At 29.5% G+C, this 17,218-nt stretch carries 18 protein-coding genes and 1 other RNA gene; 1 reads left to right on the top strand and 18 read right to left on the bottom strand.

The window, feature by feature from the left end:
• From FHR24_RS09440 to aroQ, 14 genes are all read right to left on the bottom strand, one after another.
• Nucleotides 1–696 carry an acylneuraminate cytidylyltransferase family protein gene (locus tag FHR24_RS09440; RefSeq protein ID WP_167187467.1) on the bottom strand — a complete coding sequence of 232 codons (696 nt, stop codon included), beginning with the start codon at nucleotides 694–696 and terminating at the stop codon, nucleotides 1–3.
• A complete protein-coding gene (neuC, locus tag FHR24_RS09435) occupies nucleotides 696–1,853 on the bottom strand; it encodes a UDP-N-acetylglucosamine 2-epimerase (RefSeq protein ID WP_167187464.1) in 1,158 nt (385 codons plus the stop codon). Before neuC ends, FHR24_RS09440 begins: the two co-directional genes overlap by 1 nt.
• Nucleotide 1,854: 1 nt before the next feature.
• On the bottom strand, nucleotides 1,855–2,856 hold the full coding sequence (locus FHR24_RS09430) for an N-acetylneuraminate synthase family protein (protein ID WP_167187461.1): 1,002 nt from the start codon (nucleotides 2,854–2,856) through the stop codon (nucleotides 1,855–1,857).
• Between the two features lie 29 nt (nucleotides 2,857–2,885).
• Nucleotides 2,886–3,560, bottom strand: coding sequence for a glycosyltransferase family 2 protein (locus FHR24_RS09425; RefSeq protein WP_167187458.1), 675 nt, complete (start codon nucleotides 3,558–3,560; stop codon nucleotides 2,886–2,888).
• A gap of 81 nt (nucleotides 3,561–3,641) precedes the next feature.
• On the bottom strand, nucleotides 3,642–4,469 hold the full coding sequence (locus FHR24_RS09420) for a hypothetical protein (RefSeq protein WP_167187456.1): 828 nt from the start codon (nucleotides 4,467–4,469) through the stop codon (nucleotides 3,642–3,644).
• A gap of 17 nt (nucleotides 4,470–4,486) precedes the next feature.
• Nucleotides 4,487–5,386, bottom strand: coding sequence for a glycosyltransferase family 2 protein (locus FHR24_RS09415; protein ID WP_167187454.1), 900 nt, complete (start codon nucleotides 5,384–5,386; stop codon nucleotides 4,487–4,489).
• Nucleotides 5,383–6,621, bottom strand: coding sequence for a glycosyltransferase family 4 protein (locus FHR24_RS09410; protein WP_167187452.1), 1,239 nt, complete (start codon nucleotides 6,619–6,621; stop codon nucleotides 5,383–5,385). Before FHR24_RS09410 ends, FHR24_RS09415 begins: the two co-directional genes overlap by 4 nt.
• A gap of 8 nt (nucleotides 6,622–6,629) precedes the next feature.
• Nucleotides 6,630–7,379 (bottom strand): glycosyltransferase family 2 protein, encoded by a 750-nt coding sequence (locus tag FHR24_RS09405; RefSeq protein ID WP_167187450.1) that lies wholly within the window; start codon nucleotides 7,377–7,379, stop codon nucleotides 6,630–6,632.
• Entirely contained in the window at nucleotides 7,376–8,605 is a 1,230-nt protein-coding gene (locus FHR24_RS09400) for a glycosyltransferase (RefSeq protein WP_167187448.1), read from the bottom strand. Before FHR24_RS09400 ends, FHR24_RS09405 begins: the two co-directional genes overlap by 4 nt.
• 362 nt (nucleotides 8,606–8,967) lie before the next feature.
• Complete coding sequence (locus tag FHR24_RS09395; protein ID WP_167187446.1) at nucleotides 8,968–10,047, bottom strand: glycosyltransferase; 1,080 nt, start codon at nucleotides 10,045–10,047, stop codon at nucleotides 8,968–8,970.
• Between the two features lie 3 nt (nucleotides 10,048–10,050).
• Entirely contained in the window at nucleotides 10,051–11,208 is a 1,158-nt protein-coding gene (gene glf / locus FHR24_RS09390) for a UDP-galactopyranose mutase (RefSeq protein WP_167187444.1), read from the bottom strand.
• Nucleotides 11,187–12,446, bottom strand: a complete 1,260-nt coding sequence (locus FHR24_RS09385; RefSeq protein WP_167187442.1) for an ABC transporter ATP-binding protein — start codon at nucleotides 12,444–12,446, stop codon at nucleotides 11,187–11,189. The genes glf and FHR24_RS09385 overlap by 22 nt, the downstream gene beginning before the upstream one ends.
• Before the next feature lies 1 nt (nucleotide 12,447).
• A complete protein-coding gene (locus tag FHR24_RS09380; RefSeq protein WP_167187440.1) occupies nucleotides 12,448–13,299 on the bottom strand; it encodes an ABC transporter permease in 852 nt (283 codons plus the stop codon).
• Between the two features lie 11 nt (nucleotides 13,300–13,310).
• The gene (gene aroQ, locus FHR24_RS09375; RefSeq protein WP_167187438.1) at nucleotides 13,311–13,727 is read right to left on the bottom strand and encodes a type II 3-dehydroquinate dehydratase; all 417 of its coding nucleotides are present in this window, start codon (nucleotides 13,725–13,727) and stop codon (nucleotides 13,311–13,313) included.
• Between the two features lie 126 nt (nucleotides 13,728–13,853).
• Between aroQ and xerD the strand changes: the two genes are divergently transcribed.
• Nucleotides 13,854–14,750 (top strand): site-specific tyrosine recombinase XerD, encoded by an 897-nt coding sequence (gene xerD, locus FHR24_RS09370; protein ID WP_167187436.1) that lies wholly within the window; start codon nucleotides 13,854–13,856, stop codon nucleotides 14,748–14,750.
• Between the two features lie 68 nt (nucleotides 14,751–14,818).
• Here the strand turns inward: xerD and rny are convergent, their stop codons facing one another.
• The 4 genes from rny to FHR24_RS09350 form a co-directional block, all read right to left on the bottom strand.
• Nucleotides 14,819–16,381: a ribonuclease Y gene (gene rny / locus FHR24_RS09365; RefSeq protein WP_167187434.1), complete on the bottom strand. Its 1,563-nt coding sequence runs from the start codon at nucleotides 16,379–16,381 to the stop codon at nucleotides 14,819–14,821.
• Between the two features lie 51 nt (nucleotides 16,382–16,432).
• Nucleotides 16,433–16,540: non-coding RNA, 6S RNA (gene ssrS / locus FHR24_RS09360), on the bottom strand.
• Between the two features lie 52 nt (nucleotides 16,541–16,592).
• Nucleotides 16,593–16,889, bottom strand: coding sequence for a cell division protein ZapA (locus FHR24_RS09355; protein WP_167187432.1), 297 nt, complete (start codon nucleotides 16,887–16,889; stop codon nucleotides 16,593–16,595).
• 11 nt (nucleotides 16,890–16,900) lie between these two features.
• Nucleotides 16,901–17,191 (bottom strand): efflux RND transporter permease subunit, encoded by a 291-nt coding sequence (locus FHR24_RS09350; RefSeq protein WP_167187430.1) that lies wholly within the window; start codon nucleotides 17,189–17,191, stop codon nucleotides 16,901–16,903.
• Between the last annotated feature and the right edge of the window lie 27 nt (nucleotides 17,192–17,218).

Here is a 17,218-nt window from a genome sequence, read left to right as displayed (position 1 = left end):
TTAAAAAATATTTTTCACCAATATTTCTGCTTTTTTCCAATCTTCCATAGTATCTATATTTACATACCATTCTTCTGGAGATGCTATATATGATATAGATTTTCCATACAAAGAGTGCTGCTCTAGAAGAACCGATGTTTTAGTAATGTATATACTTCCATCTCTATGGTAACTAAGAGGTAACTCTTGTCTTCTACTTATAATTTCTTCTTCTCCTGTTGCAATATTCAAGGTATCGTTTTCATTCACTTCAAAAACCCAATGCGGATTGTATTCATGTGGTACTTGTTGTACAGAAACCAAAGAATCTGTGTCCTTTTCTATAAAAGTTTCTATGGCTTTATTTAAAAATTCAGTTGTTCTAAAAGGACTTGTTGCTTGTAACAATAGAACAGCATCAAACTCTTGTCCAATACTTTTATAATATTCTATGGCATGAATTATTACAGGCAATGTAGGTGTAGTATCTAAAGCCAAGTTTTCTGGTCTTTTAAAAGGTACCTGAATTCCTAAACCTTTGGCTACTTCAATAATTTCATCATCATCACTAGTTAACATTAACGTGTCTACAAAAGAACTTTGTAAAGCTACTTCTGATGTATATTGCAATAAAGGTTTGTTCCCTAATAATTTAATATTTTTTCTAGGAACTCCTTTAGAACCTCCTCTAGCGGGTATAATTCCTAATATTTTCATTAATACATAATTGTTTTATGAAATGACAATTCTGTATTTGCTAAAATATCTGCAATTCTATCTCCAGACTGACCATCTCCATAGATGTTTTCTGATGCAATATCTTTCGCATCCATTCTATTCTGAATGGCTTTTATAATTTCATTTTTATCGTAAACAGTATCTATGACATTAGAAGCTCTTTGTCTTTTATTTTGACGAGTCCCTATGTTTACCACAGGCACTCCTAAATAAGCACATTCACGAATTCCGACACTTGAATTCCCAATTAAACATTTACTATTGACCAATAATTTTAAAAAATCATTTGGCTCCATGTTTTTAAAGAAATGAATGTTTTGAGGTTTGTGAATTTCTCTAAAGGCTCTAATACCACTAGAGGTACCATCAGACCCCGCATCTACATTTGGCCAAAACCAAAAAGTGGGCATGTCTAATTCATATACTGCTTTTAAAGTTTCTTCCACATCTTTTCTTGCGGATGCATATTCTGTAGTTACAGGGTGTTGCATCACTACTATGTACCCTTGTTTCCAATCTATCTCAACGCCAACTCCACCATATTTCTGAATAGGATCAAAATCTAACGTTGGATTGTTTTTAATTTCATCAGCTAAATCTATAGAAGGACAACCTGTATTAAATACCATGTCTGGGTTTTCACCCATTTTAATTACACGTTGTTTAGCATCTTCTGAAGCGACTAAATGTAAATCTGCCAATTTGGTATTGGCATGTCTTACTTTTTCATCAATATTCCCTGTAACCTCCCCACCTTGAATGTGGATTAAAGGAATGTTTTGATAAGAAGCTGCAATGCTTGTTGCTATGGTTTCAAATCTATCTGCAATGGTAATAACCGCATCTGGCTGTAAACGATAAAAAACATTTGCCAGTTCCATCACTCCCAATCCTGTTGTTTTTGCCATAGAAGTAGGATTCTCTCCTTCTAAAACCATAAACACTTTTTCTGCAATGGTAAACCCATCTTTCTCTATAAACTCCACAGCATTTCCATATCTCCCCAACAATGCAGAACCAGCAATAACTAGTTGCAGTTCCAATGCTGGATGATTTTTAATGGCTGTTAAAGCTGTTTTTATTCTACTGTAGGATGGACGTGCAGTGACTACTACACATATTTTTTTTATTGACATATTACTCGCTTAAATCCTCATAATTTAAAAAATCCCATTGACTTACATCTTTATTGATTTTTTTACCAATGACTTTTTCGTATTCACTAGCCAAGATACCAAATCCTTTAGGTTTTTTAGTCTCTAAGTCCGAAAAACTAATGATATGACCTGCTTTTAGTTCTTTGTTAATAGCTAATGATTTCTCAAAAATAGATTTTAAAGAATCAAATCTTAAATTATCTGACTTGTCTACAGGATTCTGAAGAGCTATTTCTATATTTTTAACAGCTTTTACTAATTGTGTAGTCTCTTTCATTGTTAAAGATGCTTTGGCATCAGGACCAAACATTTCTTTATCAAAGACCACATGAAATTCTAAAATTTTAGCCCCTAAAGCAGTTGCGGCTATACAAGCTTCTGTTGATGATGAATGGTCTGAAAAACCAACAGGTACTTTATATCTACTTTTTAATTCCTGAATTACATTCAGTCCAAATTCTTTAGGTTGTGTTGGATATGCGGTGGTACATTGTAGAATAGAAAAGTCTACATTTCTATTTTTTAAAAAGACGATGGTTTTATCTAATTCCTCAAAAGAACTCATCCCTGATGATATAATCATCGGCTTCTTTGTTTGTGCAATTTTTTCTAACAACACAAAATTATTAACCTCTCCAGAACCTACTTTGTAGCGTTTTACTCCTACTTCTTCTAACAAATCTACCGCAGCATTGCTAAACGGAGAACTCATAAACTCAAGACCAACTTCATCACAATGTGCTTTAAGCTCTTTCCATTGTTCTAAAGTAAACTCCATACGTTTCCAATAGTCCATACGGGTAGCATCTTGTTTAGAAAATTTAACTCTAAAAGGTTCGTAAATACTACTTTCTGCTTCTGCAATATGAGTTTGGAATTTAATGGCATTACATCCTGTTTTGGCTACAGCATCAATATAAGCATGTGCCATTCCTAAACTTCCATCATGTGCTTGTGCAATTTCTGCTATAATAAATATCATATTGTATAGGGTTTAAAAAATACCTTTTACTAAAAGTTAGTAGATGCATTATCATCAATATTCCAAGAACTTGAACTATTAGCTTCTTTATTATAAAAAACCTGCTCCTCAGTTAATTTTTGAGGATTAATATACCAACCAAAATGTCTTGCTTGATACGGAAAATCTGTTCTTAACCCTTTATAAAAATACCTTAGTATATTAATTTTTGGCCTATATAGAGCAAATGTAGTATCTATATCTGCTATAAAATTTCCGCCTTTGGTTTTTGTTTTCCAAAATTGTTTTTCCCATTCTAAAACTTTATTTTTAAAAGGGTAGGTCTCCGGAATATCATCTAGTTTCAAACTAAACCCTACTTTATATAGTGTTCTTAATTTTATCAGCAAATTTAAAAAAATGCTTAAGAAATCCATTGGGCATTCATCAATTGGTAATATATCTGGATCAGTTACAACATAATAACCTTTCCCAAACTTCTTAAATAATTTATCTTGTTTCCAAAACACCATATGTCCATCATTCTTTTTACTTCTAATTATATTAATAGAGTTATTTAAAGATTCATAATATGCTAAAAGAGGCTTATAACTTGAATTATTATCAATAATAATGTTTTTATAATTATTTGTTAAAAGGTAATCCACTAATAATTTTAAATTTTTTAATTGACTCCTTACTAAATTAGTATATAAAGGATACATGTGAGAAATATATAAAATCTTAATTCAAATCTTGACAAGATATACTTATATGTATTATATGAAAAATATTTATTCATCATTTTATTTGATAATACCCAAATTACGGAATCGTTTTCTGGTATTCTTTTTAAATCTTCTGAACCTATCTTTTAAAGGAAATAGTGAATCCTTATAAATAATTGGAGCTATTCCAGTATTTTCTCTTAATTTAAACTCCTCAAACACTTTATTTATTCTAGCTGTATGTCTACCTCTTTTATCTCCATACTCTCTTGAAAACCAAGTATGATAAAGTATCGGATCACCTTCAATATCATGTACAATATTAGTAATTTGATCTTCTTTAAATGGTAAAGAAATATCTAAATACAATAATTTCATTCCTTTCCTTTTTAACCAAAAGTAAAAACCATAATAAGGTTCGCTCATACTTTTTTTATCATATGTGTATTTTAGTCCAGATAAATCGTCGTCAAACTCATCATCTTTTATATAATGATTTTCTAACATCTCTTTTTTATTCCAAATTTCTTTTAATTTTTTTAAGTTAATTACAGAAAAGTATGGATTCATAGAATAAGGACTACCTGATCTTTCAGGTAACATTCCTCCATCACGCATACCAGATATCATGTAGTCATTAACGGCCATATATTCAATCAATGGAAATACTTTATCAGAATTGATAAACAAAGCATCTTCATCCATAAGGATTAGCCAATCTATATCTTTGTTCTTAAATATTTTCATCATATAAACGATACTATGAATGCCAAACATTCCATTTCTTCCGTCTATCACGTACGACGGAATATCTGCAGGATATAATGCTGAACTTTTTTTATACAAGTCAAAATTATTGACTGTTGATAATATTGCTGTTTTAGCTTTGTATGTCGAATTTTTCATGTGTACTATATAATTTCTTAATTTTCTTTGGGTTTCCAATACATTTTTGTATCGGGTAATTGTTGATATTTTAAAAACTCTTGAGAGGTGAGCCTATTGCTATTTTTCATCAATCTTGGAAAATTATAAATAACATCAAAAACGGCTTGAGAAATAGCAATCGTTGCTTTTACATCTCCCTTAAGAGTTTTCTTTTTTATTTGTTGCCAAAAAGTATAGGCCAATCTTCTAGGAATTTCTTTGATGGGATAAAATAACAAATATAAATACCACCCTGACCTAAAAGATCTTCTTAATCTTAATCTATAATCTTTCTGCTTTTTTCTTGATTTCACATCTACTCTATGATGAACCAAAACTTTAGGATTGTATAAAATATCCCATCCTTGTTTAAATAATTGAAAAGCAGCAAAATCTTCTTCTCCATAAAAAATAAACCATGCTGGATATTGGGCTATAGACTCCCATGCAGATTTTCTCCACACATGTCCACACCCTACAAATCCTTTGTTTAGCTCATAGTTTTCAATACTTGCTATAGTACTTGGCTTTTCTTTACCCCAAAATATTCTTAAATTCTGAACGCCACACTTTGGGTACATGATAAAACAACTCTCAATCTCTTCTAAAACATTTTCTGATAAAAATTGAGCATCATCATCTAAGGAAATAATATACACTCCTTTTGCCTTGTTATTCAGTATATTTCTATTATGAATTAAGCCCTCACTTTTTTTATTTACAATAGAAATCCAATTATTCTTTTTTAAATACTCACCCGTTCCATCGGTAGAGGCATCATCGCAAACCAACAACTCAACATCTTTTCTTTTTATAGTATTACTTAAAGATGTAATGGTTTGCTGTAAATCTATAATTCTATTTTTAGTAGTAATTACTATTGAAAATTTAATCATATAATTCCCTCTATAGTCTTTTGTAAATACGGTACACCTATATATTCTTGTAAATCAGGTCTATCTAATTTTAAATTTTGATTTACTTTCCACTGTTGATATAAAATAGATATCTTATTACAAATTCCTTGCACATCATCTACCTCAGTTATAAAACCATAATCCTTTCCTAATAATCTTTTTGTCTCGCTATAATATGGGCTTAACAACAAAATAGGTTTATTTGCGACCACACAATTTGGAAATTTACCTGGTAAAAAAGGACTAATTTCTGATTTAGATTCTAATATTACATTCACCGTTGCATTTCTCTGAACAACATCTACTATAGAATAGGCAACATTTCCTTGACTCCAATAAATATTTTTGTTCATTTGATTGTTTAAATATTCTTGATGATATCCTGCATTTCCTAATAACAATAATTTTGAGGAGTCTTTTACTTCGGGAAAATTTTCTAAAAACAATCGATACCCCTCAACTAAACCTATCGGAGAACGTTGTTTCATTAAATTCCCTGCGTGTAAAACATTAAATTTTAAAGGATCTAAATAGCTTGGTAATTTAATACTATCATTATTATTACTCTCTAAATTTTGATGTGGAATGACAACCCCTGTCTCTAAAAAATCCGGAAAGTAACTCCCCATCCACTCTTTTAGTAATAAACTAGGAAAACCACTATACTTAGCTTTTTTAGATACTTTTCTAAAAAAATCTTCTTTAAATTGATAACCAGACTCTACCCAATTGTAAGGTCTTGGATAATAATGAAAAGGATAAGGGTCATGCACATAAGCCATCCACTTACTATGAAGTTTTGGCAAACTTAACATAGCATGATGAGGTCTAAAACTAGCTCCTTTACTTAAAGTAATAACCAAGTATTCATTATTATAATGTTTACCAACTGATTTAGCGATGCTTTTAGAATCGTTAAAAAAGGTAAAAGAATGTCCAAAAATATTTTCTAATGGTTTAGATATATTAATTTTTGTGAGTCTTTGAAAAACTCTTTGCGTTCTGCTTAAAACATAATTGATTGAAAATTTTATTTCTGGCATAGAAATACACTCAACTCCCTCTAACTGAATATTTTTTCTGGTATAATGTAATACTTTTACTTTATATCCTATTTTAACTAAATTTAAAATTAAGGCAACATTTACCTTAGAAGCACTACTATCTTCTATATTTATAGATTCTGATATGACTAATATTTTTTTTGTATTCATCTCAAATCTCAATATCTAATTAATTTTATGATAAAATTTAACACTCTTGATTTTTTATAAGGTAATAGTTTTTCCATTAAATGAAAGTCTTCTATTAAATTACCTAACCATTCTTTTTCTATTAATCTGTGTTCTTCTCCCCAATTTCCTGTTTGAGAAATTCCATCTAACTGAAATTTTGCTATTGGAATTGAATAACTTTTTGCAGTAGTTTTAGAATCTAAAAAACAACGAATCCAAAATTCATAATCACCTGCAATTTTATACCTCTCATTATAATGCCCTAATTTATCAAATAAACTTTTCTTAATAAAAGTACTTTGGTGCTTAAATCCATTTTTATAGACATAAAACAATGTTGGTTTGCTTATATGTGTTCTTCTACCTACAATTTCATCATTCTTTTCTAAGAAACAATCAAATGCAACAATATCTTCTTTTAATTTTTTACTACAAATCGCTAATATGTTATCATCGTCAACTAGAACATCTCCTCCATTCATAAACAACAAATAATCTCCAGTAGCAACTTTAATACCTTTGTTCATGGCATTGTAAATACCCGAATCATCTTCGCTTACACTATAGGTTATTTTATCTTTGTATTTTTTAATTATCTCTTTACTTCCGTCTGATGAATTACCATCTATAACAATATACTCTAACAAAACATTAGTTTGGTTTATAACGGACAAAATGGTTTTTTCTAACCCAACAACATCGTTATAATTTATGGTAATTACAGATATTTTGCTCATACTTTATCACTTAGTTGGTTATAGATCTTAATATACTCAGTAGCTTGCTTATTTTCATTAAAATTAGAACAGGCAAAATCTTTAATCAATTCTCTTGAATAATTATTCTTGTTTTTTATTGATAGACTAATAGCTTCTCCTAAAGACTCTCCTGTCATTTCGCTTGCTATTTCACCATTAATTCCTATTTTAATATATTGAGGCATCCCACCAATATTAAATGAAACTACAGGTGTACCACATGCTAATGATTCCAAAAGAACATTGGGTAAATTTTCATCTCTACTTGGCAATATAAATATATCAGCCATATTAAAAATGTTAATCATTTCTTCATCTTTTGATATATATCCAAAGTTGAGTATTTGGTATTTATTAAAAACTGAAACATCTCCATCTCCAACAATAAGTAACTGTATATTATCCTTTTTTATACACTCTAAGGCCTCTAATAACAAATCAAAGCCTTTATTTTTGTCTTTTAAATCTGATGAGACAAATAATAATGTAATAATATTGGATGCAATATTATGTCTTTCCCGTAATACGTTTCTATCCTTTGTTTTAAAATAAGACGATGGTATAGAATTAGCAATCTCATAATAAAAAAACCATTTGAACATATTTCTTTTAATAGATTCTTTATAGAGCCAATTTGAAGGAGTGATAATAGCTCCATTTTTAATGTTGTTATAAATTGATTTTTTATAGTCTATGACCTTTTCATTTAAAGAATTAGCTACAATTTTATTATTCTCTTCATCTGTTCTCAAATGAAATAACCCAGCAATCGGATTAATATCATGTAATGTCCATACAATTGGAGCTTTAATTTTATTAAAAAAAAATTTATAATCTAAAATATGCGTAACTCCATGTATATTAACAATATCCGCATTTTTTATTTCTTTAATAATATGGAGTTTGATTTTACTAAATGGTAATGAGGTTAATAAACACTCTAAATTAGGGTTTATTGACCTTAATTCAAGTATGAACCTATGTTCTAATTTTAATTTCTTTTTTATCCTATGAACAACTCTTCTAAACAGTGAAGTACTAGTATTGATTAAAATACTTTTGTTTCCCTTTATATCTATTAAAGGCACTTTTCCTAAAGATATAAATACAGAATCAACTCCATTTTTCAGAAGTGCGTTGTGTAATCTAAAAGCTGCTTTACCAGCCCCTCCTTTATAGTTTGTACAAATTTGAACTACTTTCATTTATTAAATAATCTTTTTAAATACCTTAAAAGTTTTAAAATAAAAAAGCCAATTTTAAATTCTATTTTTTATTAATGTTTAATTTTTTTCTTATAAAAATGGAACTAATTTTTCATAATGTTGAATATATAATTCTTTATCCTTTGTATAAATATATTTTTTAATAACTAAATCCTTATTATGTATCGCATCTAAGCGCATAGAGACAAATTTGTGTTTCTCTTATATAAAGTTCCCACTCTTCATAACCTTTTTTCATATTTTCATCGTAACCATCAACTTCCTTGCTAATATTTTTTTATCATAGAGGTTCCAATAGCTGACATTTCCTTGATCTTTCCTAAGATATCATTTAAAAAAAATTATTTTTCATTAATTACCTTCATACAAACATTTTCTAATCTATCTTTAAATTTATCGCCTGTAAAAAACTCATCATACATTGCTTTTAAAATTAGTTTATGTTCTTTTTTATAATTTTTAGAAATTATTTTTTCACTTAATAAAACATCCTCTAGGGAGTTAGTTGTAACGTCTATAATTCCATCCTTATTTTTAAAGAACTCATGCCCTTCAGTTGTTGTCATAATTAAAGGAGTACCTAAGCAAATTGTCTCTATAACATTTAAATCAAAATAACTTTGCTGGTTTAATGAAAACACAAAATCTACAGAATTAATCCAATCATAAGCTGTCGTAATCATTCCTAAATCATAAATATTATCACCATAAATTTTTTCACCACCTCCTGCTATAAATAATCGTAAATCTTTTCTTTTTTTAGTAACTTTTTTAAATACTTCTATCAAACTATTAAACCCTTTAACATCGTTTCTTCTTCCAATAAATAATAAATTGATCTTATCTTGACTAATAGGATAATTAATCTTAGATTTTATCTCTTTAATTCCTGTTAACAAATACTTTATATTGTGATTTTCATTTATTAATTTATTGTAAAGTATTTTACATTCTTTATTTGGAAAAACTAAAACATTAGCCCTCTCAAAAGATTTTTTCTCTATTTGACGGTTCTTTTTTAACTGAGTTAAATCCTTATTTATATCATATAATTCTTCAGAAGGTAACTCTGGGGAGTGACTTTGCAAAATAACAACTTGCTTATTGCTTAATAGATGTAACACCTTGTATAAAGTAAATACATCGTGAAAATATATATATTTATAATTGAAACAGTTAGCATTTATATACTTTATTACATGGTTATTTCTTTTGTTATCATACACCAAACTCGTTAAATAGTTAATTTTATTTCTGAATTTTGTTTTTAACGTTCTACTATTTTTAACTAAAACATCTTGTAACAAGACAACATTAGATGGTAAGTTATCTATAATACACTTATAAATATACCCCGGTGGTCCTCCAGAGTTTTTTTGAATATGATAATTACTAAATACAATAACCTTATCCTTAATCATTTTTTAATCTAAATTTGAAAACAAATCACCACCAAAAGGTCTATTTGTTTTTTTATTATTTATAAAATATTCAACATAACTTATTGCTTCCTCAATAACTTTATCCATATCTAAATATCTATAAGTTGCCAACCTACCAACAAAAGATACGTTTTCTTTTAATCCGTTAGTGTATAGTTTATAATCTTCAAACATCTTAATATCTTGTTCTAGTCTTTTAGGGTAATATGGCTCGTCTTCTTTTGTAGTCTCTTTACTATATTCAGTTATAACAATTGTTTTGTCATGTTTTTCCCAAGGAGCAAAGTGTTTATGTTCATGTACTCTCGTGTGTTCTACATCTTGATCACAATAATTTATAACAGCATTTCCTTGGTAATCTCCATTATGAATTTCTTCTTTAAAAAATACGGTTCTATAGCCTAATCTACCGTATTTATAATTATGATATGCATCTATTGCTCCAGTATAAAAAACATGCTCATAATTTGAATTTTCTGTTGAACTATACTCAGTATCTAATCTAACTTCAATATTTTCATGATCTAAAATATTACTTATAATTCCCGTATATCCTTTTTCTGGAATACCTTGATATTTAGAATTGTAATAATTATCATCATAATTAAACCGTATAGGTAATCTTTTTAATATAGATGATGGTAATTCTTTTGGCTCACATCCCCATTGTTTTTTGGTATACCCGTAAAAAAAGTTATAATATAAGTCTTCTCCTAAAAAAGCCAAAGCCTGTTCTTCAAAATTCTGAGGATTTTGTATTTTTAATTGCTTTGTTTTTAAATATGCTTCAACTGTGTTTGGTGTTAGTTTTGTATAAAAAAACTGATTGATTGTTAATAAGTTCATTGGCATGGAAAAAACACCTTTTTCGGTATCTGCAATTACTTTATTTTTATAAGACATAAAACTCCCAAATGTATTTACATAGTCCCAAACACGTTTATTATTCGTATTAAATATATGTGGTCCATATTTATGTACCATTACATTTGTTTTATTTTCTCGCTCTGTATGACAATTTCCTGCTATATGATTTCTTTTATCAACAACTACAACTTTACACCCTTGTTCTGCTAATTTTCTTGCAATTACAGCTCCGCTAAACCCTGCACCAACAACTAAATATCTTTTACAATCCATTCCTCATTATTTATTACTACTCCTTTAATACCTTCACCTGATAATTCTTGAGTACTATCCCCAATCACATTAAAAGAAATATATTCATCTGATTGGTCATAAATCTGACCTACTTTCCACAAAGCTGCTTCAACAAAATAATCTCCTCCTTTAAGAATTGATGTTGGTAACTGAATTTTTAAATGATAATTTAATATTAACTCATTAAAATTCTCTTTTTCGGAGAAGGGAAAAGATATAATTGGTTCATTCATATTTGAAAAAAGTGTTGTACCAAATCTTAATCCGGATATATCATTAGCATTAACCTCAAAGTTTAAAAACACTTTTTGTTTTCTTTGTATTGGTGTATCTATATTATTACTCATCTCATCTGTTAAATAAATTTTATTAAACTTATTTGTTTTTGATGATCTTTCTGCGACATAAAACTGTGGTACTTTATTGTTTTTTAAATAATATTCAATTGCTTTTCCTACATTTCCTGTAAACACAACCTTACCACTGTTTAAAACAACCCCTCTAGTACACAAACTCTTTACCGCAGACATATTATGACTTACAAACAACACAGTTCTACCATCAGTGTTAGAAATATCTTGCATTTTACCAATGGCTTTTTTCTGAAATTCAGCATCACCTACTGCTAAGACTTCATCTACTACTAAAATATCTGGTTCTAAAAATGCGGCAACAGCAAATGCCAAACGAACCGTCATTCCACTAGAATAACGTTTGGTGGGAGTATCTATATAACGTTCACAACCAGAAAACTCAATAATTTCATCAATCTTAGCATTGATTTCTTTCTTGGTCATTCCTAAAATAGCACCGTTTAAAAATATATTTTCACGACCTGTCATTTCTGGATGAAATCCTGTACCTACTTCTAACAAAGAAGCAATCCTTCCTCTTGATTTTATACTTCCTGTACTTGGTCCTGTAACTTTTGATAAAATTTTAAGTAAGGTAGATTTACCTGCTCCATTTTTTCCTATAATCCCTAAAACCTCTCCTCTTTCAACTTCAAAATTAATATCTTTTAAAGCCCAAACATATTCAGATTCTCCTTTTTTAGATCGATCATTTGTTTCACCAACTTTCAAATACGGATCTTCTTTTCCTCTTATCTGTGCCCACCATCTATTTAAATCATGACTAATAGTTCCTGTTCCTAAAGTTCCCAAACGATATTGTTTGGATATATTTTCTACTTTTAAGATAATCTCCTTTTTCATATTATATTGTATCAATAAAACTTTTTTCTGTTTTGTTAAATACTAAAATTCCAAACAAAAAAACAAAAACAGAAAACAACAATGTGTAAATAATTCCAAATTGACTTACAGTTCCTTCTCCTAACATTACAAACCTACTATACTCAATAATATGTGCTACCGGATTGTAATCTACAGCCCATGTTAAGTTGTTTTTTTCAAACAAACTATACGGTAAACTTACCAAGGAAACATACATTAACAATTGCACTCCAAAAGAAACTAAAAAGGATAAATCTCTATATTTAGTTACCATGGATGATATAATCATCCCTAAACCTAAACCAAGCATTGCCATACATACTAAAACGATAGGATAAGTAATTAGATATATATTAGGTTTTATGATACTTCCACTTATGACAAAATAAATATAAAAACATATAAAAATCCCAAACTGAATTCCAAACTTTAATAAATTGGATACAACAACAGACATTGGCATTATTATTCTTGGAAAATAAACTTTTCCAAAAATAGATTGGTTCTGTTTAAAAGTATCCGAAGTACCTGTTAAACAATCTCTAAAGTAATTCCAGCTAGTAACTCCTGCCAAGTTAAATAAAAAAGGTGGAATTCCCCCTGTACTAATATTCGCTATTTTATTAAAGACCAATGTAAACACAATAGATGTGAACAAAGGCTGTATCAAATACCATAAAGGACCTAGTATAGTTTGTTTGTACAAAGTGACTACATCTCTTTTCACAAAAAGAAACAATAAATCTCTATATCTCCAAACTTCTTTTATATTTAAGTCAAACAGATTGTTCTTTGGGGTTATTTCAAATAACCATTCTTTATTCTTATCCAATGTATTTTTATTTACTTAGTAAAACTCTCTACACCTAACTCATAACTCTTTAGTCCAAAACCTAAAATAACTCCTTTACAAACTGGAGACAAATAAGATTTATGCCTAAACTCTTCTCTTTTGTGTACATTAGAAATATGAACCTCTACCACCGGAGTTGTAACCCCACTAACTGCATCGGCAATAGCAACAGAAGTATGTGTATAAGCTCCTGCATTCATAACAATTCCATCGTAAGAAAAACCAACTTCGTGTATTTTATCTACCAAAGTCCCCTCACTATTAGACTGAAAATACATCAACTCAATTCCCGAATACTTAGCCTTTAAAGTTTCAAAATATTGTTCAAAAGTTTCGGTTCCATATATTTCTGGTTCTCGTTTTCCTAACAAATTTAGATTAGGGCCATTTAAGATTAAAATTTTCATATCAGTATTATTGTCTAAGTCTTCAAATTACGCAAAAAAACAAGTGACTACAAAGTATTCGCATCAATTATCATGTTAAAAAAAGAATATTTTTAAACTCTAATTTATTCTTACTTTTACCTACCTATGGATTGGACTCCTTATATTAAAGATTTCACACAATACCTACTCATAGAGAAAGGTTTAACCGAAAACACAATTATAAATTATCAAAAAGATTGTGAAAAATTAGCTGCGTTTTATCAAAAAGACATACTAACACCTCTTAATATTTCATCAACAGATATTCAAAATTTTCTTTACCAGTACTCAAAAACACACAAAGCAAGATCTCAAGCAAGGTTAATATCAGGTCTCTCTGCTTTTTTTTCTTATTTGATTGTAGAAAATTATAGAGAAACCAACCCTATGGATATTATAGAAGCTCCAAAAACAGGTTTAAAACTACCCGATACTTTATCAGAGGATGAAATAAACACCATTATTGACGCTATTGATTTATCTCATCCACAAGGAGAGAGAAACAAAGCTATTTTAGAAACTTTATATGGCTGTGGTTTGCGTGTAAGTGAACTGATCAGTCTTAAGATTTCAGATTTGTATTTTGAGGAAGGATTTATAAAAATTACAGGAAAAGGAAACAAACAACGTTTAGTCCCGATCAACTTATACACCGAAAATATTATTAATGATTATTTAAATACACAAAGAAATTTAACACCTCCTAATAAAGGAAACGAAGATATTTTGTTTTTAAACAGACGAGGAAATCAACTTACTAGGGTAATGATTTTTACAATCATAAAACAACTGGCAGAAAAAACAAACCTGAACAAAAAAATTAGTCCACATACTTTTAGACACTCTTTTGCGACCCATTTATTAAATGGTGGTGCAGATTTAACCGTGATTCAAGCTTTATTAGGACATGAAAGTATTACCACTACAGAAATCTATTTACATATAGACAAAACTAAACTTATAGAGGTAGTAAATCTTTACCACCCTAGAGCTAAAAACTAAAAAATCCGTACTAAAAATTAGTACGGATTTTTGATATGTTATTAACAATACTACGATTGTTGATAAGTTTACTTGGCTACATTTACAGCTCTAGTTTCTCTAATTACAGTAATTTTTACCTGACCTGGATACGTCATTTCAGTTTGTATTTTCTGAGAAATACTAAAAGATAAATCAGCAGCTTGTTCATCACTTACTTTTTCACTTTCTACCAAGACACGTAACTCACGTCCTGCCTGAATAGCATATGCTTTTTGAACTCCATTAAATCCAAATGCTAAATCTTCTAAATCTTTTAATCTCTGAATATAAGAATCTAACACCTGACGTCTTGCTCCAGGTCTAGCTCCAGAAATAGCATCACACACCTGAACAATTGGTGCAATCATAGTTTTCATTTCAATTTCATCGTGGTGAGCTCCAATGGCATTGCATACATCTGGTTTTTCACCATATTTTTCTGCCCATTGCATTCCTAAAATTGCGTGTGGCAATTCACTTTCTGTATCTGGTACTTTACCAATATCATGTAACAATCCTGCTCTTTTTGCAGCTTTCACATTCAATCCTAATTCAGCAGCCATCAATCCACAAAGATTCGCGACTTCTCTAGAGTGTTGTAATAAATTTTGTCCGTAAGAAGAACGGAATTTCATACGACCTACTGTTTTAATCAACTCTGGATGCAATCCGTGAATTCCTAAATCTATTACAGTACGCTTTCCAACTTCTATAATCTCTTGGGTTATTTGTTTTTCTGTTTTTTCAACAACTTCTTCAATTCTAGCAGGATGAATACGTCCGTCTGTTACCAATTTATGTAAAGACAAACGAGCTATTTCTCTTCGAACAGGATCAAAACAAGACAGAATAATTGCCTCTGGAGTGTCATCTACAATAATCTCTACTCCGGTAGCAGCTTCTATTGCTCTAATATTTCTTCCTTCACGACCAATAATACGACCTTTCACATCGTCTGACTCTATGTTAAACACAGACACACAGTTTTCTATAGACTGCTCTACTCCAACTCTTTGTATCGTATTTAAAATAACTTTTCGTGCATCTTGTTCCGCAGTTAATTTAGCCTCTTCAATGGTATCACGAATATACCCCATAGCATCTGTTTTAGCTTCTGCTTTTAATGAGTCTATTAATTGAATTTTGGCATCTTCTACAGACAAACCAGATACAGATTCTAAAATCTCTACTTGTTTTTTATGTAGTTTATCTACTTCCGATTGTTTTTTATCAAGAATTTCCAATCTATAATTGTAATCCGCTTCCTTTTCTTCGGTTGCTTTATTCAATCGTTTTGTTTTCTCAATTTCTTTATTTAAAGAACCTTCTTTGTCTTTAATGCGTTTCTCTGCATCAGACATTTTTTTATCTCTAGTTAAAATTACTTTTTCATGCTCTGCTTTTAACTCTATAAACTTTTCTTTAGCTTGTAAAATTTTATCTTTCTTAAGAGTCTCTGCAGTTAATTTAGCCTCTTTAACTATGGAAAGAACTTCTTTTTCTGCATTTTTAATAATCTGAGAAGCTTTAAACTTCTCTAACATCTTTGCCAATATAAACCCTAGTACAAGGGCACCTATTGCAATTAGTATTATAGCTGTACTATTCATTTGTTTTAGTAAAATTTGATATATAAAAAAACCTACTGAGGTTAGTTTTATAAACTCCAAAAGACATTTTTTAGAACTAACTATGTGATCAAGTATCTGTTCTAAGACAGCGCGCTTTAACACAATAGACTCATCCTTTTTAAAGATATAGTGTTGAGTTTATCAAACGAAAACCAAAGTAGGCAGTGTTTTTATTTCTATGTAAAGAACTTTATTTCTGTAAATACGACTCTAATTTACTATTTAATTTTGATATTTTTGTAATAGTTGCTCCAATTTCTTCTTCTTTAATCACTTTATTTACCTCTATTAAAGATGCAAATTGTAGTGCACACATAGCCAATACGTCTTGTTTATCGTTTACTGCGTAATTACTTTCATAATCCGAAATCAACTTATTAATCTTACTTGCAGCAGCTCTCACTCCTTGTTCTTCTACTGTAGAAGAAACTGATATTGGATAATTTCTACCTCCAATTGCAACATTAATTTTATAACTATCAGCCATTTTAAAAGAACTTATGTATTTAATTCATGAATACACTTATCTATTTCAGCAACTAAAAAATCAATTTTAGCTTTCGTATCTGTTTTATATCCTTCACTGCCTTCTAATGTTTTAGCTACTTTTAATAATTGAAGCTCCTCTTTGTAAAAAGTAATTTCATCTTGAAGCCCTTTTTGACTCTGTTGCAATTGAAAATTGCTATTTGATAAAATTTCGTTTTCTTTTTGCAAAAACTCATAGCGTTCCAGAAGCTGCTCAATATTAGCCTCTAACTGGGCTATAATTTCTTGTTGACCTTCCATATTATCATCGCTAAAACAATACTTACA

The organism is Wenyingzhuangia heitensis (genome assembly GCF_011762155.1).
In the GTDB taxonomy this organism is placed as follows: Bacteria; Bacteroidota; Bacteroidia; order Flavobacteriales; family Flavobacteriaceae; genus Wenyingzhuangia; species Wenyingzhuangia heitensis.
Note: the sequence above shows the minus strand (reverse complement) of the source record. Positions and strands in the feature narration are given on the sequence as shown.

What these genes read in the sequence shown, in the direction of transcription:
- FHR24_RS09440 (WP_167187467.1), bottom strand. Translation starts at nt 696, where the DNA reads ATGAAAATATTAGGAATTATACCCGCTAGAGGAGGTTCTAAAGGAGTT.
- neuC (WP_167187464.1), bottom strand. Translation starts at nt 1,853, where the DNA reads ATGTCAATAAAAAAAATATGTGTAGTAGTCACTGCACGTCCATCCTAC.
- FHR24_RS09430 (WP_167187461.1), bottom strand. Translation starts at nt 2,856, where the DNA reads ATGATATTTATTATAGCAGAAATTGCACAAGCACATGATGGAAGTTTA.
- FHR24_RS09425 (WP_167187458.1), bottom strand. Translation starts at nt 3,560, where the DNA reads ATGTATCCTTTATATACTAATTTAGTAAGGAGTCAATTAAAAAATTTA.
- FHR24_RS09420 (WP_167187456.1), bottom strand. Translation starts at nt 4,469, where the DNA reads ATGAAAAATTCGACATACAAAGCTAAAACAGCAATATTATCAACAGTC.
- FHR24_RS09415 (WP_167187454.1), bottom strand. Translation starts at nt 5,386, where the DNA reads ATGATTAAATTTTCAATAGTAATTACTACTAAAAATAGAATTATAGAT.
- FHR24_RS09410 (WP_167187452.1), bottom strand. Translation starts at nt 6,621, where the DNA reads ATGAATACAAAAAAAATATTAGTCATATCAGAATCTATAAATATAGAA.
- FHR24_RS09405 (WP_167187450.1), bottom strand. Translation starts at nt 7,379, where the DNA reads ATGAGCAAAATATCTGTAATTACCATAAATTATAACGATGTTGTTGGG.
- FHR24_RS09400 (WP_167187448.1), bottom strand. Translation starts at nt 8,605, where the DNA reads ATGAAAGTAGTTCAAATTTGTACAAACTATAAAGGAGGGGCTGGTAAA.
- FHR24_RS09395 (WP_167187446.1), bottom strand. Translation starts at nt 10,047, where the DNA reads ATGATTAAGGATAAGGTTATTGTATTTAGTAATTATCATATTCAAAAA.
- glf (WP_167187444.1), bottom strand. Translation starts at nt 11,208, where the DNA reads ATGGATTGTAAAAGATATTTAGTTGTTGGTGCAGGGTTTAGCGGAGCT.
- FHR24_RS09385 (WP_167187442.1), bottom strand. Translation starts at nt 12,446, where the DNA reads ATGAAAAAGGAGATTATCTTAAAAGTAGAAAATATATCCAAACAATAT.
- aroQ (WP_167187438.1), bottom strand. Translation starts at nt 13,727, where the DNA reads ATGAAAATTTTAATCTTAAATGGCCCTAATCTAAATTTGTTAGGAAAA.
- xerD (WP_167187436.1), top strand. Translation starts at nt 13,854, where the DNA reads ATGGATTGGACTCCTTATATTAAAGATTTCACACAATACCTACTCATA.
- rny (WP_167187434.1), bottom strand. Translation starts at nt 16,381, where the DNA reads ATGAATAGTACAGCTATAATACTAATTGCAATAGGTGCCCTTGTACTA.
- FHR24_RS09355 (WP_167187432.1), bottom strand. Translation starts at nt 16,889, where the DNA reads ATGGCTGATAGTTATAAAATTAATGTTGCAATTGGAGGTAGAAATTAT.
- FHR24_RS09350 (WP_167187430.1), bottom strand. Translation starts at nt 17,191, where the DNA reads ATGGAAGGTCAACAAGAAATTATAGCCCAGTTAGAGGCTAATATTGAG.